This window comes from Moraxella sp. CTOTU47915, from assembly GCF_031986685.1.
Taxonomy (GTDB): domain Bacteria; phylum Pseudomonadota; class Gammaproteobacteria; order Pseudomonadales; family Moraxellaceae; genus Faucicola; species Faucicola tetraodonis.
Genome location: NZ_DAMAAE010000002.1, coordinates 206,310 through 228,995, shown reverse-complemented (window position 1 = coordinate 228,995; position 22,686 = coordinate 206,310). Strand labels below are relative to the sequence as shown.

Annotated in this window: 22 protein-coding genes; 9 read left to right on the top strand and 13 right to left on the bottom strand. The window is 44.3% G+C overall.

The features are described from left to right. Positions 1–7: 7 nt before the first annotated feature. Entirely contained in the window at positions 8–667 is a 660-nt protein-coding gene (gene pdxH, locus RTL34_RS03205) for a pyridoxamine 5'-phosphate oxidase (RefSeq protein WP_099807973.1), read from the top strand. 57 nt (positions 668–724) lie between these two features. Here the strand turns inward: pdxH and RTL34_RS03200 are convergent, their stop codons facing one another. Beyond that, positions 725–1,444: a Bax inhibitor-1/YccA family protein gene (locus tag RTL34_RS03200; protein WP_201664250.1), complete on the bottom strand. Its 720-nt coding sequence runs from the start codon at positions 1,442–1,444 to the stop codon at positions 725–727. A 201-nt stretch (positions 1,445–1,645) separates the two neighbouring features. Between RTL34_RS03200 and RTL34_RS03195 the strand changes: the two genes are divergently transcribed. Then, entirely contained in the window at positions 1,646–2,578 is a 933-nt protein-coding gene (locus RTL34_RS03195) for an NAD(+) kinase (RefSeq protein WP_312114531.1), read from the top strand. A 49-nt stretch (positions 2,579–2,627) separates the two neighbouring features. Here RTL34_RS03195 and RTL34_RS03190 read toward each other — a convergent pair whose 3' ends face one another. Further along, the gene (locus tag RTL34_RS03190) at positions 2,628–3,971 is read right to left on the bottom strand and encodes a lytic murein transglycosylase (protein ID WP_312114529.1); all 1,344 of its coding nucleotides are present in this window, start codon (positions 3,969–3,971) and stop codon (positions 2,628–2,630) included. A gap of 254 nt (positions 3,972–4,225) precedes the next feature. On the opposite strand from RTL34_RS03190, the gene ppnP reads away from it, so the two are divergent. After that, a complete protein-coding gene (gene ppnP, locus RTL34_RS03185; protein ID WP_036597446.1) occupies positions 4,226–4,513 on the top strand; it encodes a pyrimidine/purine nucleoside phosphorylase in 288 nt (95 codons plus the stop codon). Between the two features lie 67 nt (positions 4,514–4,580). Here ppnP and RTL34_RS03180 read toward each other — a convergent pair whose 3' ends face one another. Continuing rightward, a complete protein-coding gene (locus tag RTL34_RS03180) occupies positions 4,581–5,543 on the bottom strand; it encodes a pirin family protein (RefSeq protein ID WP_312114579.1) in 963 nt (320 codons plus the stop codon). A 163-nt stretch (positions 5,544–5,706) separates the two neighbouring features. Beyond that, positions 5,707–7,662, bottom strand: coding sequence for an ATP-binding cassette domain-containing protein (locus RTL34_RS03175; protein ID WP_312114526.1), 1,956 nt, complete (start codon positions 7,660–7,662; stop codon positions 5,707–5,709). Between the two features lie 104 nt (positions 7,663–7,766). Between RTL34_RS03175 and RTL34_RS03170 the strand changes: the two genes are divergently transcribed. Next, positions 7,767–8,042 carry a SlyX family protein gene (locus RTL34_RS03170; protein ID WP_282841006.1) on the top strand — a complete coding sequence of 92 codons (276 nt, stop codon included), beginning with the start codon at positions 7,767–7,769 and terminating at the stop codon, positions 8,040–8,042. Here RTL34_RS03170 and RTL34_RS03165 read toward each other — a convergent pair. From RTL34_RS03165 to RTL34_RS03155, 3 genes are all read right to left on the bottom strand, one after another. Beyond that, a complete protein-coding gene (locus RTL34_RS03165; protein WP_036604258.1) occupies positions 8,039–8,437 on the bottom strand; it encodes a type II toxin-antitoxin system death-on-curing family toxin in 399 nt (132 codons plus the stop codon). The two genes, RTL34_RS03170 and RTL34_RS03165, sit on opposite strands and share 4 nt — an antisense overlap. Further along, complete coding sequence (locus RTL34_RS03160) at positions 8,437–8,607, bottom strand: hypothetical protein (protein ID WP_007116753.1); 171 nt, start codon at positions 8,605–8,607, stop codon at positions 8,437–8,439. The genes RTL34_RS03165 and RTL34_RS03160 overlap by 1 nt, the downstream gene beginning before the upstream one ends. An 82-nt stretch (positions 8,608–8,689) precedes the next feature. After that, the gene (locus RTL34_RS03155) at positions 8,690–9,787 is read right to left on the bottom strand and encodes a 3-deoxy-7-phosphoheptulonate synthase (RefSeq protein ID WP_072092860.1); all 1,098 of its coding nucleotides are present in this window, start codon (positions 9,785–9,787) and stop codon (positions 8,690–8,692) included. Positions 9,788–10,116: 329 nt separating this feature from the next. Between RTL34_RS03155 and lpxB the strand changes: the two genes are divergently transcribed. Beyond that, complete coding sequence (lpxB, locus tag RTL34_RS03150) at positions 10,117–11,505, top strand: lipid-A-disaccharide synthase (RefSeq protein ID WP_312114521.1); 1,389 nt, start codon at positions 10,117–10,119, stop codon at positions 11,503–11,505. Between the two features lie 59 nt (positions 11,506–11,564). On the opposite strand, the gene RTL34_RS03145 is transcribed toward lpxB, so the two are convergent. From RTL34_RS03145 to RTL34_RS03135, 3 genes are all read right to left on the bottom strand, one after another. Further along, a complete protein-coding gene (locus RTL34_RS03145; RefSeq protein WP_312114519.1) occupies positions 11,565–12,980 on the bottom strand; it encodes an ABC1 kinase family protein in 1,416 nt (471 codons plus the stop codon). Positions 12,981–13,152: 172 nt separating this feature from the next. Beyond that, a complete protein-coding gene (gene purD, locus RTL34_RS03140; RefSeq protein WP_312114518.1) occupies positions 13,153–14,457 on the bottom strand; it encodes a phosphoribosylamine--glycine ligase in 1,305 nt (434 codons plus the stop codon). A 24-nt stretch (positions 14,458–14,481) separates the two neighbouring features. Beyond that, positions 14,482–14,910, bottom strand: a complete 429-nt coding sequence (locus RTL34_RS03135; protein WP_312114516.1) for a hypothetical protein — start codon at positions 14,908–14,910, stop codon at positions 14,482–14,484. A gap of 59 nt (positions 14,911–14,969) precedes the next feature. Between RTL34_RS03135 and RTL34_RS03130 the strand changes: the two genes are divergently transcribed. Continuing rightward, positions 14,970–15,695, top strand: a complete 726-nt coding sequence (locus RTL34_RS03130) for a ribonuclease HII (protein WP_312114514.1) — start codon at positions 14,970–14,972, stop codon at positions 15,693–15,695. Positions 15,696–15,908: 213 nt separating this feature from the next. Here the strand turns inward: RTL34_RS03130 and RTL34_RS03125 are convergent, their stop codons facing one another. Both RTL34_RS03125 and RTL34_RS03120 read right to left on the bottom strand, forming a co-directional pair. Continuing rightward, a complete protein-coding gene (locus RTL34_RS03125) occupies positions 15,909–16,364 on the bottom strand; it encodes a DIP1984 family protein (RefSeq protein ID WP_309592937.1) in 456 nt (151 codons plus the stop codon). Positions 16,365–16,399: 35 nt separating this feature from the next. Further along, positions 16,400–17,287, bottom strand: coding sequence for a glycerophosphodiester phosphodiesterase (locus tag RTL34_RS03120; protein ID WP_312114513.1), 888 nt, complete (start codon positions 17,285–17,287; stop codon positions 16,400–16,402). A 147-nt stretch (positions 17,288–17,434) separates the two neighbouring features. Between RTL34_RS03120 and RTL34_RS03115 the strand changes: the two genes are divergently transcribed. From RTL34_RS03115 to pgeF, 3 genes are all read left to right on the top strand, one after another. Continuing rightward, entirely contained in the window at positions 17,435–18,472 is a 1,038-nt protein-coding gene (locus RTL34_RS03115; protein ID WP_312114511.1) for a hypothetical protein, read from the top strand. A gap of 144 nt (positions 18,473–18,616) precedes the next feature. Further along, positions 18,617–19,798 carry a 2-methylaconitate cis-trans isomerase PrpF gene (gene prpF, locus RTL34_RS03110; protein ID WP_312114510.1) on the top strand — a complete coding sequence of 394 codons (1,182 nt, stop codon included), beginning with the start codon at positions 18,617–18,619 and terminating at the stop codon, positions 19,796–19,798. An 82-nt stretch (positions 19,799–19,880) separates the two neighbouring features. Next, positions 19,881–20,771, top strand: coding sequence for a peptidoglycan editing factor PgeF (gene pgeF, locus RTL34_RS03105; protein ID WP_312114508.1), 891 nt, complete (start codon positions 19,881–19,883; stop codon positions 20,769–20,771). Positions 20,772–20,830: 59 nt separating this feature from the next. Here the strand turns inward: pgeF and RTL34_RS03100 are convergent, their stop codons facing one another. Continuing rightward, positions 20,831–22,483 carry a peptidylprolyl isomerase gene (locus RTL34_RS03100; RefSeq protein ID WP_312114506.1) on the bottom strand — a complete coding sequence of 551 codons (1,653 nt, stop codon included), beginning with the start codon at positions 22,481–22,483 and terminating at the stop codon, positions 20,831–20,833. Positions 22,484–22,686: the final 203 nt, after the last annotated feature.

Below are 22,686 nucleotides of genomic sequence, written 5' to 3'. Positions count from 1 at the left end.
ATAAAACATGAGTATTGATTTTACCAGTCAACGATTATCGTATGAGCAAGGCGAGCTTATCGAATCACACTTGCCGGAGCAGCCGTTTGGCTTGCTACAAACTTGGGTGCAGCAAGCGATTGATAGCAAGCAAGGGGAAGCGTATGCGTTTTCACTGGCGACTTGTGGACGTGATAGGCAGCCAAGTGTGCGCACTTTACTGATGCGTGAAATTATCCAATTGGAAACAGCGGGCATTGGCCTCGTGTTTTATACCAATTACGACAGTGCCAAAGGCTGTGATTTGGCGACCAACCCCAATGCTGAAGCATTATTTTTTTGGCCAAGCTTAGAAAGACAAATCCGTCTTACCGGCGCGGTGCAAAAAGTTAGCCGTGAACAATCCGCTCAGTATTTTCATAGCCGTCCTCGTGACAGCCAACTAGCCGCTTGGGTCAGCGAGCCACAAAGCAGCGTGGTTGCCAGCCGCGAGGTAATGGAAGACAAATTTGCCCAATTAACTTTGCAGTATGCGGACAACCCAATCCCTTTACCAGAATTTTGGGGAGGCTATCTGCTGACGGTAGAAAAAATCGAATTTTGGCAGGGTAGAGCCAATCGTATGCACGACCGCATTGTCTATTCGCTAGATGACGAGCAATGGGTGATGGAAAGACTATTACCTTAAACTACAAGCCATAAAAAAACACGATACTTTAAACCGTGTTTTTTTATTTGATAAAACTTAGTTTTGCAGTGAACGCAGTAAACGCACAAATTCAATATACATCCATACCAGTGTTGATAAGATACCAACGCTTAAGACCCATTCATAGCTTTCATCCACCCCTGCGGCATGGGCTCGCTCAACACTATCAAAATCTAATAACAGGCTCAGTGATGCGATCACAATCACCAGCAAGCTAAAACCAATACCCACCACGCCACCGCTAAACAAATACGGCAGTGAGCTACCAAATAGGCTAAACCCGATTTGTACTAGATACACCAGCATGATAGCGATCACAGCAGACATCATCACAGAACGAAATTTTTGGGTGACTTTAATCACGCCACTGCGATAAAGCGCCAGCATCACCGCAGCGGTCACAAAAGTTGCGACCAACGCCGTCGGAGCAACTGTGGGAAACTTAATACTCGCAAACAGGGAAATCGCGCCAATCACGATGCCCTCTAAAATGGCATAAGGAATTGCCAATGTTTTAGCTATGTGGGGTTTTGAGATAATTACCATACTCAATACAAAAGCCACCAAGATACTGGCTAAAGCCGCTACACTAACAAAACCTGAAGTGACGCCACTAGTTAGGCAATAGCCAAAAAAACCAACACCCGATAAGGTCGTCAAACCTAACAGAAAAGAGGTTTTTCGGATAACCCCTTTGACCGTCATCGGTGTCGTGCTAACCGCAAGTTCAGCGCGAGATATAATCGGATTTGCCATAAAAATTTGCTCCCAAGCGTTAAAAAATTTCAAAATTTAGCTATATGTTAATTACCTTAAATTAGCAAATAGCAATGAGTTTGTATACATTAACTGCACAACGAAGGTTAGCAATTTTGTAATATAAAATACTGATTGGGCATAACGTGAGCCAGTAAGCTGTGATAAAATAGTTCAATCTTTATCAGTTAATTTTCTGCTATGACGTCCACACTTATTCCCAATCCTGCCTTTGGGCGTATCGGCATTATGGGTCGTGCCAACAAGCCAAGTGTCATTCAAAGTATCTACCAAATTTGTGACTTTTTTCATGAGCAAGGGTTGCCTTTATTAATTGACCATCAAACGGCACGGTTGCCGGCATTAGATTTTGCACGCCTAGGCGAGATTGCTACGATTGAGCGTAGTTTGCTCGGCGGTGCTTGTGATTTGGTCATTGTGGTCGGTGGTGATGGCTCGCTGCTACATGCGGCGCAAGTACTCGTCAAACACAAAGTGCCAGTAGTGGGGGTGAACCGCGGACGTTTAGGGTTTTTAACTGACATTTATCCTGATGATTTAAACGTAAAATTGACCAGTATTTTACAAGATCATTATCAGCTTGAAGATCGATTCTTGCTAAAGATGGAAATCCGTCAAGGTGCACATGTGATTTATGAAGATATGGCGCTAAATGACATTGTGCTGCATGCAGGCAAGTCAGTGCATATGCTAGATTTTCATTTAAAAATTGATGGGCTTAATGTCTATCGTCAGCACAGTGATGGTCTGATTGCCTCCACACCGACGGGTTCCACCGCTTATGCGCTATCAGGTGGCGGGCCGATTATTCATCCTAGTATGGATGCCATTTGTCTGGTGCCCATGCATCCACATACCTTATCAAGCCGCCCGATTGTGGTCAGCGGCAACAGCGAAATCAAAATCCGCATCCATAAAGATAACCGCACCCAGCCGATGGTGAGTGCAGATGGGAAACCATCGGTGCCGCTTAACCAAAACCAGCGTTTAGTGATTCACAAGCATCCGAACAAACTTACACTATTACACCCACCTGGGGTGGATTTTTTTGAAGCTTGCCGTACCAAACTTGGTTGGAATAGCTACGCTGAAGAATTTAGTATGGATAATTAAATAAAAAAGCCACCTGAATCATTCGGTGGCTTTTTTATGAATAAATGCATTAATTAATCAGCCCGCTTGCCGAGCGTTTTGAGATAAATCCATCTGGGATTTGGTTGTGGTCTGCTTGCCAGCGCTGGAATGCCAATTTGGTATTGGTGCCTACGACGCCATCTGACCCTTTGGTATCATAACCCATTGCCGTCAAACGCTGTTGCAGTTGGCGTACTTCATAAGTAGCAAGTGGCTGCTCATAGCGCGGCCAAGATTGCTGTAAACCTGGCTGCCCGATAATGGCTTTGGCAAGTAAGCTTACCCCCATGGCGTAATTGGAGGAATTATTGTATACCTTAATGGCATCAAAATTTTTGGTTAATAAAATCGCAGGACCCTCTTTACCCGCAGGGAGCCACAATTCTGCCATCGCATCCATGGGCGCATTTGGGGTGATAAATTGAATGCCTAAATTTTGCCAGTCCGCCATGGTTTTTTTGGTACTGACTTGGCGATAATCAAAACCATTTGGTAATCGTACCTCATAGTATGAGCCCATGCCACGTTGCCAGCCGGCATTTTTAAGATAGCTTGCGGTAGAAGCTAATGCATCAGCGGTATTCCAAGGGTTACGATGACCATCACCATTGCCATCTACTGCTTCATCTAGCCAAGTTTTGGGAATAAATTGGGTATGTCCCATCCCACCTGCCCAAGAGCCGCGCAGTTGCGACCAATCAATATCACCACGCTCAAGCAGCGACAACAGCGCTAGTAGCTGATCCTCTGCAAAACTGCGGCGGCGACCATCATATGCCAGGGTCGCTAAACTATTAACCAGTGATGAGTTGCCTGTGCCTTGACCGTAAGAAGATTCCATGCCCCAAATGGCAGTCACAATAGAGGCCGGCACACCATACTGATTTTCAATGCGCTCAAGTAGCGCGCTTTGGCTGGCAAAATTGCGCTGACCGCCACTGACACGACCACTCGATGCGGCACCATCGATATATTCCCAAGGCATTTTGGCAAATTCAGGCTGTCCTTTATCCAGTGACACCACTTGCTCACTGTAGTTGGCGCTTGACAGCAAGCGTTCAACATCAGCACGGGGGTAACCTTTTTGCACAGCCCGTTCAATAAAATCCGATTTCCACTGATAAAAGCTGCTGTATTGATTGGTTGGAACAGTCACAGGTGGCACGGGCGTGACTTTAGGGGGTACTGTAATGACCACAGGGGCAGTCGGCAACGTACCTGGTAATTTTTGGGGTTGGGTCTGAACAGGGGCTGATGAACAAGCTGCCAACAATGCCGCTAAGCTGACAGGCAATGCCAGTTTTTGACCAGCAAAACGATGCGACAAGCAGAGCGATAAAGCGACGATAGACGACGAATATTTAACATACATAAAGCAATAACCTCAATTAATACAAGCCAAATGCGTACAAACATAACAACTGTGGTAAAAAAATTGAATATAGCACAAAAATAGGAAATTTTAATTGTTAAGGAATAATTGATATAAAAATACTACAAAAATTGCGGTAAAAGTATTTGCCAGATTTTGGCAGTTTTGCCAGCGTTTTTTGGAAAATAGGATTGATAATTGGTCAAAAAAGTTTATGATAATCGGTTTATAGTAGCTAATTTTGAGGAGTAACTATGCTAAAAGTCAATCAATATTTTGATGGCAATGTGGCATCAATCGGTTTTCAAACAGCCACCCTACCTGCGACCGTGGGTGTGATGAAAGTAGGCGAATACGAATTTGGCACAAGTCAATTTGAAACCATGACCGTCATTAGCGGGGCTATCTCAGCACTATTGCCAAACCAAACTGACTGGCAAACTTTTAAAGCCAATGAAACCTTTACTGTCGATGCCAACCAAAAATTCAAAGTCAAAATTGACGAAGAAACGGCTTATCTTTGCACCTACCAAGATAAATAATCAAGATAAATAAGTAATAAAAAAGCGATATCAAATCCATGATATCGCTTTTTTTTAGCCGAAAAATTTATTGAATACCGCCAAATTTTCCTGCATTAAAATCTAAGATGGCTTGACGGATTTCGGCTTGGCTATTCATCACAAAGGGTCCGTAACCCACCACCGGCTCATTAATCGGTTCACCACTCATCAGCAAGATTTTCGCTCCCGCTTTGCCCGCCGTTAAGCGTACAAAATCGTCGCCCGTCTCGCCACTTTCAATCTCAAAAGTGATTAATTGATTGGCGTGTGCTTGCTGGTCGTGATCGGCGTTGATGATAACATCGCCTTGCATCGACAATAACAACAAATTGTGAGTGCGAGAAATCGCGACTTCTATGGAGCGATTGGGTTCAATACTGATATCCCACAAGTTAATAGGGGTAAAAGTCGTGCCAATGCCGCGTGCCTTATTGTCACCCTGCTGAGGGGCTTTGGTATTGACAGTAGGGGTAAACTCCCCAGCAATTACCTTAACTTGTCCTGCATGCAGTCCGTCATCATCATGCAGACTGACCACTGCCATGTCATCATTGGCAAGATGTTGGTATTTGGCAGGCGTGGCTTTATCTTTGGCAGGTAGATTGACCCAAAGCTGTACCATACTAAAATCACCGCCTGCTTGGCTAAATTCAGGGGAGTGAAATTCCTCATGAATCACGCCATTGCCCGCCGTCATCCACTGCACGTCACCTGTCTTAATAGTACCGCCACCGCCACTAGAATCACGGTGGGACACTTCACCTGCATAGGCGATAGTTACCGTTTCAAAGCCTTTGTGCGGATGTTGTCCGACACCGCGCGGCGCTTGAGCATTGGGCTCAAAATACTGTGTTGCCGCATAGTCGAGCATTAAAAAAGGATCGGTGCGTTTATCACCCACCATGTGATTGAACATCGGGTTGACATGAAAACCATCACCCACCCAATGGGGGCGTGGGGCGGCATGAATTTTGTCGACTTGTCGGTAAGTTTTATTGCTATTTTGCATCGCCATGATTTTTCTCCTTATTGATAGCTTTAATATAGGAGCAAAAAAGCTATTTTCAAGTATAAATTACATTATATTGGTTATTGTCAATATTAACTAATATAAAAGATAAAAAAAGGCAAAGTTAATTGCTAACTTTGCCTTTATAAATTGTTTACTTGTCTTAATCATCAAGTTCTGACCAACGTGCCATTTTTTCAAGTAGCAAATCATCAATCTCGTTGAGTCGTTCACTGGCTTGGGTAGCGGCTGCCATATCGCTCACAAACCAGCTGCCATCGGCTAATTTGTCTTGAAGTTCAGCTTGCTCTTGCTCAAGTAGCGCGATTTCATTGGGGAGACTATCTAATTCACGCTGTTCTTTGTAGCTCAGCTTTTTCTTCACTGTATCAGTTTTTGGCGCATCAGTGTTAATGGCTTCTTTGGGCTTTGCTGTTGTCTTTTCTGATTTGTCCGCTTTGGGTTTAATCGCTTGTTCACGGGATTTTTGCGTCAAATAGTCTTGATAGCCGCCGACATATTCTTTGACAATACCATTGCCATCGCTATCTTCATCAAAAACCCAAGTTGATGTTACGACATTATCCATAAAGGTACGGTCATGGCTAATCAGTAAGATGGTGCCATTAAAGCTATCGACAGCTTCTTCTAACAGCTCTAGGGTTGCCATATCCAAGTCGTTGGTCGGCTCATCAAGTACCAAGATATTTGCAGGTTTTAGTAGCTGTTTGGCTAGCAAAACGCGGTTACGCTCGCCGCCTGACAAGGCTTTGACCGGCGTTCTGGCGCGTTCTGGGGCAAATAAGAAATCTTGCAAATAGCCGATGATATGTTTCTTTTTACCCGCCACTTCTACAAAATCAGAACCTTCCGCGACGTTTTGTACCACAGTTGCTTCTAGATCAAGTTGGTCACGCAGTTGGTCAAGAAAGGCGATTTGTAGATTGGTGCCTAATTTGACTGAGCCAGATTTGGTGATATCAGGCTGCGGAATATCCAAAATCGCATGAATGAGCGTGGATTTACCGACACCGTTTTTACCGATAATACCAATACGGTCACCACGCATGATGCTGGTGGTAAAATCTTTCACCAAGGTTTTATCGCCATAACCTAGATTGAGATGTTTGACATTGGCAACCAATTTGCCGCTGTTGTCGCCATCGTTCATGCTGATATTAACTTGTCCGACTTGCTCACGGCGGGATTTACGTTCTTCACGCAGCGCCTTTAACGCGCGCACGCGACCTTCATTGCGGGTACGGCGCGCTTTGATGCCTTGACGAATCCACACTTCCTCTTCAGCCAGTTTTTTATCAAAATTGGCATTGGCTTTTTCTTCGGCACTCAGTTGTTGTTCTTTAAGTTCTTGGTAGCGGGCATAGCCTTTATTGACATTGCCTGCTTGCTTAGTGACGTCATAACTGCGTAGAATACCGCGGTCAAGCTCGACAATGCGGGTGGCGATTTTGTCAATAAACGAGCGGTCATGCGAGATAAACAGCAGGGTTAATCCTTGCGCGTTTAGCAAAAATTGCTCAAGCCATTCGATACTTTCTACATCCAAATGGTTGGTCGGCTCGTCAAGTAGTAGCACATCAGGTTTGGTAATCAGCGCACGCGCAAGCAGCACACGGCGTTTGCGACCGCCCGATAATTCACTAATATCGGCATCGCCGTCCAAGTTCATCATCGACAGCATGGTCTGTACTTCGCGGGTCAAGTCCCACCCATGGGCATCATCAATTTTATGCTGCAAATCTGACATCAATTCGCAGGCTTTCATGTCACCACTGGCGCATTTATCACTGGCTTGCTCGTAGGCTGTTAGCCATGTTGCCACGTCACCGGCACCTGCCATAACGATGTCACTGACTTTGCCCGACGTTTCGGGAATGTCTTGCTCAAGCATGGCAATTTTCAAATCACCACTGATTTGGAATTCGCCACTGTCCGCTTTGACTTGACCGCTAATGACCTTAAACAAAGTTGATTTGCCTTCACCATTGCGCCCAATCAAACACACGCGTTCGCCTTGTTCGATATTAAAATCAATACCGTCCAAAATCGGTGCAATACCAAATGCTAAATGAATATCTCGTAAATGAATCAGTGCCATAACTTTCTCAAAGTTTAGTAAAAATGTTTGTATAATAGGAAAATGCGGCTATTGTAGCAGACTTTATGGCAAAAAATTGTGGGGAAACTTATGAGGCATTCTAAATGAGCGAAAAAGATCACCAAAAACAGGCAAGCGATGAAAACGGGTTGGTTAATATGGTAGAAAAATTAACCCAAGCGTTGATTGATTTACAAACGCAAGTGCTGTTTATGGAAGATACATTGGATAAACTTGATAATATCGTCACCGGGCAAAGCCAACTGATTGCTGACCAACAACGGCAATTACAGCTACTTTATCAAAAATTGGAAACTCAAACACAAGGCTCACAAATTCAGCCGTTTGATTTGTTGAGCGATAAACCGCCGCATTATTAACCTAGTCTACTGCTCGATGCATATTGAGAATAAAGGATATCGGCAAACTCGGATTCAGTCACTTCCCCGATAACTAAATCTCGCATCGCATCAGCCAACAAAATATGGTCAATCGTGATTTCAAAATCATTTAATGACAAATATTCTAAAGCAACCGCAAGACCTGTTCGTTTATTGGCGTCAGATAATGCATGAGCTACAGCGATACTTGTTGCATACTTCGCTGCAATCTCAAAAATATCATTAAGTTCACCATATACAATGGCATTATCAATTCTCGCTAAAGCACCTTGTAATTTGCCAATGTCTGCTTGCCCCTTCATACCTTTTTCTGTTGAAAGGATATAGGCATTTATTTCAATAACCCGCTCAAATGGGAAAAATATTAACTCCATTACATATCTGCTAGGCGTTTAAAGGTTTTGTTATGAGTGCGTAGAACTAGTTTGGTTTCCGATTTGATAATTTGCATACCATAAATACCTGACAAATCAAGTTTTTTAGTGGGCTTAATGGCCGGACGTTCTACGATTTTGACGCCATATTTTTCCAATTTTTCGCTCATGTTTAGACCCTAATTTCATCAACAAAAAAACCGCTACAAATTCATTATAGCGGTTAATTAAATTTATTCAAATGCTAAAGGCTTAATCATTCAACTGGCGAGTGGGTAATACATCCTTAATGGCGTCACGTAAATCATGCATCGCTTTGACTGTGGTATCCCAATCGATACAGCCATCGGTAATAGACTTGCCATATTCAAGCTGGCTCAAATCCGCGGTCAAATCTTGACGACCGCCTTTAAGATGACTTTCAACCATCATCCCAATAATCGAGCGATTACCGTGTTTGATTTGCTCAGCGATATTTTGAATGACCATCGGTTGCAGGTAAGGGTCTTTATTTGAATTGGCATGACTTGAGTCAATCATGATTTTGCCTGAGACTTTACCTTTGGCAAGTTCATTTTCCGCTTGGGCAACGGCACTGGCATCATAGTTGGGTTTGCCATTACCGCCACGAAGCACCACATGACCGTATGGATTACCTTTTGATTGAATGATAGACACCAGACCATCGGCAGATAAACCTAAAAAGCTATGACCAGATTTCACCGCTTGCATGGCATTGACAGCCACTGTCATACCGCCATCTGTACCGTTCTTAAAGCCGACTGGACAAGACAGACCTGAAGACATCTCGCGGTGAGTCTGACTCTCAGTGGTACGTGCGCCAATCGCTGACCAACTAATTAAATCTTGGATATACTGCGGTGTATTGGGATCAAGCGCTTCGGTTGCACAAGGTAAGCCTTTTTCATTCAAATCAAGCAGCAGTTTGCGCGCAACACGCAAGCCCTTATTGATATCAAAGCTATCATTCATGTCTGGGTCATTGATTAAGCCTTTCCAGCCCACTGTGGTACGGGGTTTTTCAAAATACACACGCATCACCACATAAATACTGTCTTCAATTTCTTTGGATAAAGCCAACAGTTTATCGGCGTATTCATGGGCAGCGTTGACGTCATGAATCGAGCAGGGACCAATCACCATCAATAAACGTTTGTCTTTACCGTCTAAAATATTACGCACGGTTTCGCGACCTTTGGTCACCGTCTCGATAGCTTTGGGGCTTAGTGGTAGTTCGTTTTTTAATTCCGCAGGCGTCACTAGCGGTAAAATTGCTTCAATATTCACATTATCTACATCAGCGATATCAGTTTTGGCAAAAGTTGTCATAATTCTCACAGGCTGTTGGCAAAAATTTAAAAAATCACTATAAACCAAAAAATTTATAATGTCATTACTTGAGTCAGTAGGAAAGCCTACTTTTAGTTTGGCAGTTGATAAAATATTTTGTCAATGTTCAAAATCTGTTTGGTCAAAGTTTTTTTGGATATTTGGGTAATCTGCATATCCTACAGCAACATTATAACAACTCTTGTATCAGTATACTAGTACAAAATAACAAATAACTGTCATTTAAATTTTTTGATGGTTTTACTTTTCATCTGTTTACCCCTAAAATATTTTTTTAAAATTATAACCAAACAAGGCTGTTTAATCCCATGTACGCTAACGCCCCTGCACAAACCATTTCAGACCTTGCTGCAAACGCAACACTCGCAACCGATATTGCTAACCCAAGCGCAGCCAGCTTTTCTAACGTCAGCGAAGCGAGCTTTTCTAACATCAGTGGAGAGAACTTGCTGCAAAACGTTGCTAAAAATAAATTTCAGCCGATTGTCATTGGTATCGTAGCAGGCGAGGTCTCAGGCGATGCGCTGGGTGCAGACTTCATGCGCCAGATGAATAATTTGCGTGATGACATTGTGTGGGTGGGGGTGGGTGGCGCACAGATGCAAGCGCAGGGGCTTAACTCAGTCATTGAGATGTCTCGTTTGTCGGTGATGGGCTTGGTGGAAGTGGTCAAGCATTTGCCAGATTTGTTTAAAGCACGCGATGAGATTTTGGCAGCGTTTAAACAAAATTCAATCGATATTTTTGTCGGCATTGATGCGCCTGATTTTAATTTACGATTGGGTGAACGGTTAAAATCAGCGGGTATTTATTGTGTGCAATATGTCAGCCCATCGATATGGGCATGGCGGGAAGGGCGAATTGAGAAAATCAAACGCGCGACCAATTTGGTGCTGTGTTTGTTTCCTTTTGAGTTGTCTGTGTACCAAAAACATGATCATCCCGCCGTGTGTGTCGGGCATTCACTCCTCAAAACCATGGATGACAATTTGTTTACAACGCCCATGGATGAGCTGCGCCGTGAATTGATTTGGGATAATCCCACCTATCATCAGTTTTTTGTCAAAATGGGCGAGCTTGAAATGAGTCATCTCATTGCAGTGATGCCAGGCTCAAGACGCAGTGAAATCGATGCGATTTTTCCAAAAATGCTCAAAGCCATTCATCAACTGTTGATTATGGATGATAAGCTATGCTTTATCGTACCAACGGTCAACGAGCATCTACTGACTATCGTAGAGCAATATCTAGAAGCCCAATCAGCGCAGGTGCGCCATCATGTCACAGTGAGCTGTGATGAAACACAAGCGGATTTTAGCCAACGGGTGATGGCGGCGTCAGACTTGGTGCTGCTGGCATCGGGTACCGCCACGCTTGAAGCCATGCTACTGGGTAAACCGATGGTAGTGGTATATTCACTCAATAAAATGACCTTTTGGCTGGCAAAACGCCTAGTCAAAGTGCCGTATGTGGCACTGCCTAATATTTTGGCAGGTCGAGAAATCGTACCAGAATTGCTACAAGAAGACGCCAACCCAGACAATATTTGCCGTGTGGTACAGCAATCATTAAAAGTCAAAAACTATAACGAGCAGCTGCGAGATTTGCGGCAAACATCAGAGTGGCTGCGTGAACAAAGCAACATCAATCCCGCCAATGCGGTGATTGATAATTGGCTGACGTGGAAAAAACAGTAAAAATCCCATACGAAATTTGACGCTTTATCAAGTTGGGCGCGGTGATATTGACGGCAAATTTACGTCCAATCTTCTGAGGTGAATGTTGCCATCAAGTCATGGGCTTTGGTTCTTGCATCAAGCACAGTCATAAACGTGTAAGCGCCGATGAATTTACGGCTAATAAACATCAGCTCTTTAGGCGGCACGCTAAAGGATTTTGAGGTCGCTGATTTGCTGGCAAGCTTAATGACACGGTTATGTAAATCACTTTCCGCCCAAATATAATTGCCATGTACATCTAGTACATTCGGTGGAATTGTCGGATTACGACTTGGCAAACTAAAGGGTTCACTGGCAAGCAAACATAGCTCTACCATATCATTTTTCACCGAATCGCTAAGATTAGCAAAGAATTCAAAATGCTTGCCTGCTTGATCAATTGCTTGGCGCATTTTGCTACGGTCATGAAAAACCCCTGCCAACAGCAAATTACGGGCGATGAGTAGCAGATTGTCATCAAACTGCCGAATCGCGCCGAAGTCCAATAACACCAATTGGTCAAGCTGTGTCTCAGGCTGCTGTGCTAGGCGAATCAGATAGTTGCCAAAATTGGGGTCGGTCTGCATATCCCCCCATTCAAAAATCTCACGCAGCATAATTTCAATCGAAGCCTGCCCAATCGCATTTCGTCTTTCTTGCGGTAGCGCAAATACTTGCTCATCCAAAATCGACACGCCATCTTCATAGGTCATACATAGCAGCCTATCGGTGCTATAAGCTTTGAGGATGCGCGGCACCACATAACGACTATCGCCAGCAAAACGCTGAAAAAATAACTCAGTGGTATCTGCTTCGAGAAGGTAGTTGACTTCATGATGCAGCAGGTCACGGATTTCTTCAAACCAATCATCGAGTTGGCGGGTTTGCGGCACAACATTGGTGACTCTAAGCAGTTGGCGGAACAAATCCAAATCACTGTCCACGGCATCAGCGATATTGGGATATTGCACCTTAAACACCACTTGCTCGCCCGTGGCTTTATGAACTGCTCTATGTACTTGCGAAAGTGAGGCGGTGCCAATTGGCGTATGGTCGATATCAAACTCATGGATGGTATCGCCCAATTCTTTTTGCAGTGCTGATTCGATAATTGACCAGGAAAAAGCGGTCGTCTGACTGTTCAATGTCTGTAAGGCTTCTGTGATTTCGGGGGGTAAAAAATGCTCACCGTAAAGGGCTAACATTTGACCGATTTTGACCACTGAGCCTTTGAGTTTACCCAGCTCATCCACCAAATATTGGGCTTGCTCACGCATAAAAGCTTGTTTTTGTACCGCTTTTTCTTCCTTTGACTTAAATAATCCAAAGGCGCTATTGGTCGCCCATCGTCTGCCGATATTGAGCGATGCTTTGGCAATCGATAACCGACGGTCAAGCGCCGAGGTTTTGAGCTGTTCAAGCGGTTGGTTATCGTAATTTTGCGGATTTGCCATACAGGGTGCCTAATGTTTTTGAAAGAAAAAGCCAAATAAAAAGCAAATCATTTTAACACATGATTTGCTTTGATTGTTGTTACCGATTTTTAATAAAGCGGATTAACACTTAGCGTAACCACTTGGCTAACACAGTGGCTAGATGTCTAAATGCCATCTTATTGGTTGTTGGTTATTCGGCGCTAGATTGAATAGCGCGCCAACCGATATCACGGCGATATTGCATACCATCAAAGCTAATAGCGCCACAAACTGCTAAGGCTTTGGTTTGCGCATCCAAAATATCGTCACCGAGCGCCGTCACGCAAACCACACGGCCGCCATTGGTGATAATTTCACCATTATCAAACGCTTTGGTGCCTGCGTGGAAAACTTTGACATCCATATCCGTTTGCCCATATTGTGAGTCAAGCGTTGGTAACCCATGGATGACATCGCCGTTGCTCGCGCTTTCTGGATAGCCTTTGCTAGCCAGTACCACACCCAAGGCAGGACGCTCATCCCACTCGGTTTGTTTGGGGAGATTGCCATCCAACCCTGAGGCTATCAAGTCAACCATTGAGCCTTTTAGGCGCATCATAATGGGCTGTGTTTCTGGGTCACCAAAACGGCAATTAAACTCAATCACATAGGGGTCATTGTGGTCATCAATCATCAAGCCTGCGTACAAAAATCCCGTATAAGGCGTGCCATTAGCGTTCATGGCATCGACCACTGGCTGAATCACACGCTCAATCACCTTATCATGTACTTGCTGTGTCACCACGGGGGCAGGTGAGTAAGCCCCCATACCGCCTGTATTAAGACCGCTATCACCTTCGCCAATACGTTTGTGATCTTGGCTGGTTGCCATCGGTAAAATATGGTTGCCATCTATCATACAGATGAAGCTGGCTTCTTCGCCTTGCAAGAACTGCTCAATCACCACACGGCTGCCCGCATCACCAAATTTGTTGCCCGATAACATATCATTGATGGCATCAACGGCTTCTTGTTCGCTCATCGCCACAATCACGCCTTTACCTGCGGCTAAACCATCGGCTTTAATGACAATCGGCGCGCCTTCGGCTTTCACATAAGCAATCGCTTGCTCGGCATCGCTAAAAGTTTGGTATTTGGCGGTAGGAATATGGTGTTTTATCATAAAATCTTTGGCAAAGGCTTTTGACCCTTCAAGCTGCGCGCAATACGCCGTGGGTCCCCAGGCTTTGATACCTGCTGTTGTTAAGTCATCGACCATACCTGCCACAAGTGGCGCTTCAGGACCAACCAGCACAAAGGCAATGTCATTGTCTTGGCAAAATTGAATCACCGCCGCATGGTCTTTGACGTTTAAATCGACATTTTGTAGTTTGTGTTCAAGCGCTGTGCCTGCATTGCCGTTGGCAACAAAAACCGTGCTAACTTTGCTATCTTTGGCGCATTGCCATGCCAATGCGTGCTCACGTCCACCTGTGCCAATTACTAAAATATTCATGTATATCCTCTATAAAGTTAATGGTTACTTCAATTTCTCAATAATAGTTTCTAACTCGGCAGAAATTGGAAAAAAATAACCTTGCTGGACATCGCCATTCGTATTGAATGGTCCATTTTTACCGGTAAATTTTGTTCGATTATCTGCGGAAATTTTAGTTTTGTGAATAGGTTTTTCATAGGGAGTATAATCCACTTCCAAAAGCTTACCTTCTGATTCCCACATATCATTGTTAGGATAAGGATTCCTGCTTTTGACTGCGCTTTTGGTTACTAAACTTTCGCCTACAATAAAACTATTTGTATAATGATAAATTTTATCACCTTCAACTGCATCCCACATCGTTTCCCAGTGCCATTGTGAAGCACCCCTTTTATTTCTTAATGGAGACCAAACAATCTTATTCTGAGGCTTGCCTTTTTTGCTACCTTGATTAACCCACCAGGTTGCCATGATTAAATCCCAATATGTTAATATAAACACCTGAATTATAGCATTATAACGAGTTTTAAATGAATAAATACCATTTTGTTATCGGCGTGGATGAAGTCGGGCGCGGGCCGTTATTGGGCGATGTGGTAGTTTGTGCGCTCATCTTCGATAAAGCGATTTTATCTATCAAAGAAGATAGCGTAAGCACTGATTTACACACTGCTGATAGTGTAGGTATTAGCCACAATCATGCCCTAAGCGCGCTAACCGACTCCAAAAAACTGTCAGAGAAAAAACGAGAAGCGTTATTTTCCTTGATTGAACAAACGGCGAGCGCGCATCAGGTTGTCAAAATTTCTGCCAGCTTAATAGACCAGCTCAACATCTTACAAGCGACATTACTAGGGATGAAACAAGCGGTGGCAGGCGTGATGGCGCAAATGTTAGCGCAATACCCAACGGCGACCTTTAGCGTCATGGTGGATGGCAATAAACTGCCCGTGTTGTTTGACTTGCCCAATTATCAGCAAATTACGCATGAGCAAGCGATTGTGAAAGGGGACGGCAAACATGCGTGTATCAGTGGCGCCAGTGTGATTGCCAAAGTGACGCGTGACCGAGACATGGTGGCGTTGTCAGAGTTATATCCTGATTATGGCATTGAGCAGCATAAAGGCTATCCCACTGCCGCCCATATTCAAGCGATACAACATTACGGTATTTTGCCCATGCACCGCAAAAGTTTTGCCCCCATCAAACAGAGGATTTTAGACAAAAAAGGTGAACATACAGTCAATATCCGGTAGTAATGAGTGCAGGTCTAAAGTCGCCTTGTGAGCGGGTTTAACTAGTAAGGTGTGCTGAGCATGACAAGTAAAAAGATGGTCTTGCTCGCAGACCTGCAAGCTGTGCCCGATTTGTTTTCAACCTCTCGGTGGACAGCGCGCCAAACAAGGTCTGATAGTCGCCCTGTATGTTCAAATCCATCATAGCAAATTGTAGGGTTTTTTCAAACTAGCTTATACTAAATCAATCTGCCAATTAGCGGCTTGCAATTGGATATTTAAGTTTCTGAGTTTGACCGCTATGTCATCTGCTTGTTTTTGCAGTCTGACGGGTTCAATCACTTTTTGCCATTTGATTTCTCGATAGCTATAACGATCGCCTTCCGTCTTAGCATTATCAATCGCAGTTTGCAGCAGGCGATGGCGTTCGGCAAGTTCATCACGCTTGACTAAAGTGCTGAGCATGGTTGCACCATCGGGCATGACAGCGATGGCATTGGTGCGATGGATATGGTCTATTAACGCATACAGCTCGCTCATGACTTGATTGGCTTGTAGCAGCAGTTCATTCGGGTTTTCACTTGGGGTGTCGCCATCTTGGACTTTGACGTTTTCAGCAATGCGCGATTTCAAGCTGGCGAGCTTTTTTTGCATATCGGCACGTCGTAACAAAGCTTCTGCAAGTTTCATGGTTATCTCCTGATTGGTCAATTTAGTGGGTCAATTTAAACGTTAAAATCGTATAATTGGGTTAAAAATTGGGTAGGATAATCTGTAATCACACAATCCACGCCCATCTCAATCAAGCGCTTTGCCACCTCAACTTCATTCACCGTCCAAGCGCTGACTGTTAAGCCATAAATTTTGGCAATTTCCAACAGGGCTGGGGTAATAAGCGGATAATAAATGCCCACTTGGCTACAGCCTAACGCACAAGCGCGATTAAAGGTTTGCAATATTAAATTTTTACCCGCTGCATCAGGCGTCGGTAAAAAAGCAATTTGGCTTGCCAGCGTGGTGTTGGGTTCAAGTGTTTTAGGCTCAAGTGTTTTGGGTTCAAGTAATAAGCCTGTCGGAAAGTGAAAATTTAAAAATTGCTGTTGGTTTTGAATTTGGTACAAAATATCGGTATCAAAACTGGTCAAAGTGATGGGTAAAGCTTGCCATATTTCTTGTGATAATAGCCTAAGCAGATTTTTAACCAACAAGGCTGGATGAGTTTTGGCATGGGTTTTGATTTCTAGTTCAATATGGCAAAAGTGTTGCAGATAGGGTGGTAAATCGTCTAGCAACAATACATGATGTTTTAAAAACCCGGGTTCAAAACGTTGGGAAAACCGCCCATAGTCCGATTGCACAATGGCGCCTAATTCAGCCCATGTTTTATCAGCAATCCACGATTGTTGTCCTGTAAGACGATTTAAGGTTTCATCATGTACCACCACAAATTTGCCATCGGCGGTCATTTGGACGTCAAATTCAACCCCATCAAGCTGCTTACCCTGTTTTTGCAATTGCTGCACGTAGGCAAATCCGTCTTGACAGTTCTCTAGCCGTTCAGCGCGAGCAGCACGATGACCGAGTAAATAATAGGTTTGATTTGGATGGCGCATACGATGGCTCGCAATAGACAATAAAATTTTATGACTACTAAAAATTATTACAACTAAATTTTATTATAAATAATAGTGAACAACTAGCCAATTTGCAAAACTTTGCTTTATAATGGCATGGTAATAAATTCTGCGTGAAGGTGCCTTATGTCTATGATTTTCCCACAAAATACGTTGTCAAAAAAAATGCGTACGCCGTTATTGTTGGCGTGTTTTGCCTTAGCCGTCGTGGGATGTAGTCGCAATGAGCAAAAAGACGAGCAAACTGGCAGTGCTGCAAGCAGTGAGCAAAAGTCAATTGAAACGTCTGATATTGCCTGTAACAATGAGAAGGCAACCAGTGCCATTCACAGTTATCTGGTCAATCGCATCGACCAGCAAGCCAAAAAACAGTCTGACATCATTCAGCAGCAAGCAGGTACGGTGGTTGATATGACTATCTTGCAAAATGGCTTGTCGCAAGTGGCAATCAACCTAGAGAGCGTGAATGGTAGCAATGGTAAATGCCAAGCGACGGTGTCGTTTAATATGCCTCAAGCGCAGCTCGATAACGCCGATAAAATTTATACCCGTCTAAAAATGCCAGTCGCCGCCGAGCAAATCGCGTCGCGTGGTTATCAACTGCAAAATAGCACATTGGTGGCAAACCCTGTTGGATTTGGGTTATCAGCCAGCGGCGCCAATTACCAAGTCAATAGCACCACAGGCGACGATGTGATTGGGCTAGTCGGTGAGATTATGGCAAATTCGGCATTAGCGCAAACGCTGACCCAGCCATCTAATACGCCCTTAGCCGGTTCTTCGGCAGGCGCCATACCTGTTCTACCGCCTGTGACTAGCAAACCCAGTGTCGCTGCCAACAACAGCCAAAATTCAACGACCAAACCTGTCAAGAAACAAACCACAGAAGAACCAAAAACAGACAGTGAAAAAAACGACAGCGAAAAAACCAAGACTGACGTGACCACCACATCAGACAAGAAAAACACAGCATCAGATAGCGCAGATAAAATATCGGATAAAAAATCTGAGTCAACCACCGCAAATGCTGATACCAAATCAACCGCTACTAAGTCAGCGGCTAGCACAAGTACAGACAAATCGACCAAGTCAGTATCGCATGAAAAAGTCCCAACCGACACCAATGTCAAATTAACCATTGAAGAAAAAAACGAGCAGTACTAACCCGTTATCCACTATTAGATGACGTGTTTAACGTATGCCACCCAGCCATCAATTTGTTTTATCATGTTTTTGATGTAGTAATGTGACTAAACATAAAACAAATTGATGCGTCAATTCTCTGCCTGCCACCATAAGGATATGAACATGGCTCATTTTGCCCCACAAATCGCTGTTAAAGCTACCTATATGCGCGGTGGTACGTCAAAAGGTACTTTTTTCAAGCTTGATGACCTACCTGAACGCTGCCAAACCCCAGGGCAAGCCCGAGATAGTTTTTTACTGAGAGTGGTTGGTAGTCCAGATCCGTATGGTAAGCAAATTGACGGTTTGGGAAATGGCTCATCATCAACCTCCAAAGTGGTAATTTTGTCAAAAACAGACGTTGCCAATCATGATGTGAATTATTTATTCGGTCAGGTCGCCATTGACAAAGCGATGATTGATTGGTCAGGTAACTGTGGTAACTTAACCGCTGCGGTCGGTTCATTTGCGATTGCTAATGGGTTGGTGGATGCCAGTAAAGTTCCCCAAAATGGCATTTGTGAAGTGCGTATTTGGCAGCAAAATATTAGCAAAACCATCATCGCGCATGTACCCATGACCGATGGTCAAGTGCAAGAAACGGGCGATTTTGAACTAGATGGTGTGACTTTCCCAGCAGCCGAAGTCAAAATTGAATTTATCGACCCTGTGGACAGCGATGGCGATATGTTCCCGACGGGCAACTTGATTGACAAACTGGATGTACCTGAAATCGGTGAATTTGACGTCACGATGATCAATGCGGGAATCCCAACGATTTTTTTAAATGCCAAAGACTTGGGTTTTACGGGCGCTGAGCTGCAAAAAGACATCAACAGTAACCAAGAAATTTTGGCGAAGCTTGAAAAAATCCGTGCCCATGGCGCAGTTAAAATGGGACTAATTGCAGCGTTAACAGAAGCTCAAACCCGTCAGCATACCCCAAAAATTGCTTGGGTTGCGCCACCCGCTGATTATACCGCCTCTAGTGGCAAAGCAGTCAAGGCAGGCGATATTGATTTGCTTGCACGCGCGATGAGCATGGGTCAACTGCACCATGCCATGATGGGTACAGCCTCGGTTGCGATTGGCACCGCAGCGACCATTAAAGGTACGCTAGTCAACCAAGCGGCCGGTGGCAAAGCGTTGTCTGAAGTACGCTTTGGTCACCCATCAGGCACGCTACTGGTCGGGGGTGAGTCCTCGCAAGTGGATGGCAAATGGCAAGCCAAAAAAGTGTCTATGAGCCGTTCAGCGCGCCGTCTGATGGCGGGTGAGGTGTATGTGCCGGGCGATGCGTTTTAATCGACAAATCATTCACAAGCCAACTTATAGCCTAATACCTAAAAGCCTAATAACTAAGTCCCCAATACCTAAGAGCCCAATAATGACAGATAAGCACTCACACTGGATTGAACTGACGCACGCACCTAGCCAAGGGGTAACCGTGGTTCAAACCCTATCTGGCTGTGAGTCTATGCCAACCAAGTCAAACAATGATGCAGTGGGGCAGTCTAGTTTGAATGCTATGTATGGTCAATTTAATTTAGGCTTGCATGTAGGGGATGATAGTATGCAGGTGCATCAAAATCGTGCGCACTTGCTGCAATCCTTGCAACACTATCATCCCGCAATAAACAGCATTCATTGGCTTAATCAAATTCATGGTAATGATATTTATCAGGTTACCGATAAAATTGGCACAGCAGCGATATCTGCTGATGCGCATATTACTCGTTTGCCTAACGTTGCCTTAGCGATTATGACAGCAGATTGTGTACCTGTCATGATAGCCACCGATGCAGCAGATGATAACAAGCTGATAGCGGCGATTCATGCTGGCTGGCAAGGTCTTAGCAAGGATATCATTGCAAAAACGGTGCAAAAAATGGTACACCAGTTTGACTTTGCAGCGGGGGATAATGCGCCTACCGAAATGCACAAGGTCACTCGTGGGTGGCACGCTTGGATAGGCGCTAGCATCGCACAATCGAGCTATGAAGTGGACAGACGTGTCAAAGATGCGGTGTTATCAGTGTTAAACGTATCTGAGGCTGTCGCTAACCAGTTGTTTCAGCCAAATGCTGATAAGGTCGGTCATTATTTTGCCGATTTGCCTGCAATAGCAGAATTACAGCTCAAGGCTTGTGGCATTCATCAGGTGCATAAAAGTGGTTTAGATAGCCATGGTGATGCACGATTTTATTCGTATCGTCGGCAAACCCAGCATCAACTACCTGCAACAGGTAGAATGGCAACGCTGATCTTCATGGATTAATTCTCATAAAAAAAGGCAGTGTGTTAATCAATCATACTGCCTTTTTTGTGCAAGCTAAATTATTGCATAATTTTAACGTAAGCTTGGGCTCTTAAATCCTGCATCCAATCATCTAGCGCTTGCGGTGCCATACGTTGGTATAGAATTTCACGAGCCATGTTTTTACGATAGACATCACTCACATCTTTCTGGCGTTTTTCATCGACTTTAAGAATATGCCAGCCAAATTGTGATTGAAAGGGCACAGAATAGTCATTTACCGACGTTTTTTTCATCATTGCTTCAAAGCTTGGTACCATATCACCTTCACTGACCCAGCCCAAATCGCCGCCGTTGCTGGCGCTTCCTGGGTCTTTTGAGTAGGTGCTTGCTAAAGTAGCGAAGTCCTCACCTTGACGCAGTTTTTCATAGATAGTGTCGATCTGCTGTTTCGCCATGTCAGCCGGTAGGACGGTCGATGGGCTGATTAAAATATGGCGGGTATGCCATTGATCGATGATTTTTTGTTGACCGCCGCGTTTATCTACGAGTTTAATCACGTTATAACCTTCTGCCGTGGCAATCGGGTTGGTGACTTGCCCGACTTCAAGGGCGGTGATGTTTTTTGACAGTTCTGTCGGTAACTCTGCCGCGACGTGGTAGCCCATATCGCCCCCTTGAATTTGCGCGTTATAGTTGGTTTGCGCGTCAGTCATGATTTGCTCAATATTGGCATTCTCAGCTTGCAAGTTTTTGGCAATTTGGGTGGCTACGGTCAGCGCTTGTTTTTTTTGTTTGTCGCTGGTTTTACCTGCGGCATCGGCTTCAAAAGGCACGCGAATATGTAAGGTGCGATATTGTGATTTTTCTAAAGCGTTGCTCTCTGGTGATTTTAAGAAGTTATCGACATCTTGATCGGAGATTTTAATGCGGCTGCTAAGTTGTTGCTGCTGCAAAGTTTGTATCGCCAAGTCTTCACTGACTTTTTGACGCAATGCTTGGTAACTACCTGCGCGCTGGGCGTCAAGTTTTTGCTGGAATTCGGCAAGGCTTGCGACCCCGTTTTGTTGCGCCAAATTGGTCAACGCAGCATTCACTGCATTCTCTTCAGCCTGCAGTCCTTGGCGTTTGATGATATCAAGCTGAATTTGCTTAGTAATTAGCTGATCCAATACTTGCGGATAAAGTTGCTGCGCCGGCGGTACAGGTTTGTTTTGCGCTTGAAGCTGTGCAGAAGCTTGAGCAACCGCGCGATCCAACTGGCTGCGTAAAATAGGGGTGTCGTTGACAATAGCAATCACGCCATCAATGACCTGATCTTGCGAGTTGCTAGTGACGACAGGCGTTGGCTTGGCTGATGAGCTGGCGACCTCTGATGTTGCGGGCACAGTTTGGGAGACAGCTTTTGCTGTTTTTTGAGTGGTAGGTTTTGAGCCGCTGGTTTTGATGTCAGCTTTGACTGATTTGGCAGCGTTGGTGGTTTTGTTTGCTGTCACAGCTTTGGTTGATTTGCTTGTGGTTTGCGCTGCAGATTTGGTGCTAGATTTTTTACTAGATTCCACCGTCGTTTTGCTGCTGGTTGTGTTGGTTTTAGCGGTTACCGCTGCTGCAGTCACGGCTTGCGCGTTCAATGTTGGCATGACCAATAGAGCGCCATATATCAAAGCGCTAGTGAGAGCAGATAGGGCGTTACGGTGAAAATTGGGTAAATTATGCATGACAGCATGGTTCATGGCATGTATCCTTAAAAAAAATAAAAACCAAAAAATAAAAAAGTAAATTTGATCACTCAAAATCGTAGCAAAACCATTTAGCTTAAATGACGGGTCTTTGACCGAGTGGCTTAGATGTTGCTAAATAATATTGCTAAGTGATGTTATAAAGTTTGGGTCATTTTATACAATAATATTTGCTGGCGTATGTCTGTATGATAATA

What these genes read in the sequence shown, in the direction of transcription:
- RTL34_RS03125 (WP_309592937.1), bottom strand. Translation starts at nt 16,364, where the DNA reads ATGAAACTTGCAGAAGCTTTGTTACGACGTGCCGATATGCAAAAAAAG.
- RTL34_RS03180 (WP_312114579.1), bottom strand. Translation starts at nt 5,543, where the DNA reads ATGCAAAATAGCAATAAAACTTACCGACAAGTCGACAAAATTCATGCC.
- lpxB (WP_312114521.1), top strand. Translation starts at nt 10,117, where the DNA reads ATGTACGCTAACGCCCCTGCACAAACCATTTCAGACCTTGCTGCAAAC.
- RTL34_RS03200 (WP_201664250.1), bottom strand. Translation starts at nt 1,444, where the DNA reads ATGGCAAATCCGATTATATCTCGCGCTGAACTTGCGGTTAGCACGACA.
- RTL34_RS03165 (WP_036604258.1), bottom strand. Translation starts at nt 8,437, where the DNA reads ATGGAGTTAATATTTTTCCCATTTGAGCGGGTTATTGAAATAAATGCC.
- RTL34_RS03155 (WP_072092860.1), bottom strand. Translation starts at nt 9,787, where the DNA reads ATGACAACTTTTGCCAAAACTGATATCGCTGATGTAGATAATGTGAAT.
- RTL34_RS03130 (WP_312114514.1), top strand. Translation starts at nt 14,970, where the DNA reads ATGAATAAATACCATTTTGTTATCGGCGTGGATGAAGTCGGGCGCGGG.
- RTL34_RS03190 (WP_312114529.1), bottom strand. Translation starts at nt 3,971, where the DNA reads ATGTATGTTAAATATTCGTCGTCTATCGTCGCTTTATCGCTCTGCTTG.
- RTL34_RS03175 (WP_312114526.1), bottom strand. Translation starts at nt 7,662, where the DNA reads ATGGCACTGATTCATTTACGAGATATTCATTTAGCATTTGGTATTGCA.
- pgeF (WP_312114508.1), top strand. Translation starts at nt 19,881, where the DNA reads ATGACAGATAAGCACTCACACTGGATTGAACTGACGCACGCACCTAGC.
- RTL34_RS03170 (WP_282841006.1), top strand. Translation starts at nt 7,767, where the DNA reads ATGAGCGAAAAAGATCACCAAAAACAGGCAAGCGATGAAAACGGGTTG.
- RTL34_RS03160 (WP_007116753.1), bottom strand. Translation starts at nt 8,607, where the DNA reads ATGAGCGAAAAATTGGAAAAATATGGCGTCAAAATCGTAGAACGTCCG.
- ppnP (WP_036597446.1), top strand. Translation starts at nt 4,226, where the DNA reads ATGCTAAAAGTCAATCAATATTTTGATGGCAATGTGGCATCAATCGGT.
- pdxH (WP_099807973.1), top strand. Translation starts at nt 8, where the DNA reads ATGAGTATTGATTTTACCAGTCAACGATTATCGTATGAGCAAGGCGAG.
- RTL34_RS03120 (WP_312114513.1), bottom strand. Translation starts at nt 17,287, where the DNA reads ATGCGCCATCCAAATCAAACCTATTATTTACTCGGTCATCGTGCTGCT.
- RTL34_RS03145 (WP_312114519.1), bottom strand. Translation starts at nt 12,980, where the DNA reads ATGGCAAATCCGCAAAATTACGATAACCAACCGCTTGAACAGCTCAAA.
- prpF (WP_312114510.1), top strand. Translation starts at nt 18,617, where the DNA reads ATGGCTCATTTTGCCCCACAAATCGCTGTTAAAGCTACCTATATGCGC.
- RTL34_RS03195 (WP_312114531.1), top strand. Translation starts at nt 1,646, where the DNA reads ATGACGTCCACACTTATTCCCAATCCTGCCTTTGGGCGTATCGGCATT.
- RTL34_RS03135 (WP_312114516.1), bottom strand. Translation starts at nt 14,910, where the DNA reads ATGGCAACCTGGTGGGTTAATCAAGGTAGCAAAAAAGGCAAGCCTCAG.
- purD (WP_312114518.1), bottom strand. Translation starts at nt 14,457, where the DNA reads ATGAATATTTTAGTAATTGGCACAGGTGGACGTGAGCACGCATTGGCA.
- RTL34_RS03115 (WP_312114511.1), top strand. Translation starts at nt 17,435, where the DNA reads ATGTCTATGATTTTCCCACAAAATACGTTGTCAAAAAAAATGCGTACG.
- RTL34_RS03100 (WP_312114506.1), bottom strand. Translation starts at nt 22,483, where the DNA reads ATGAACCATGCTGTCATGCATAATTTACCCAATTTTCACCGTAACGCC.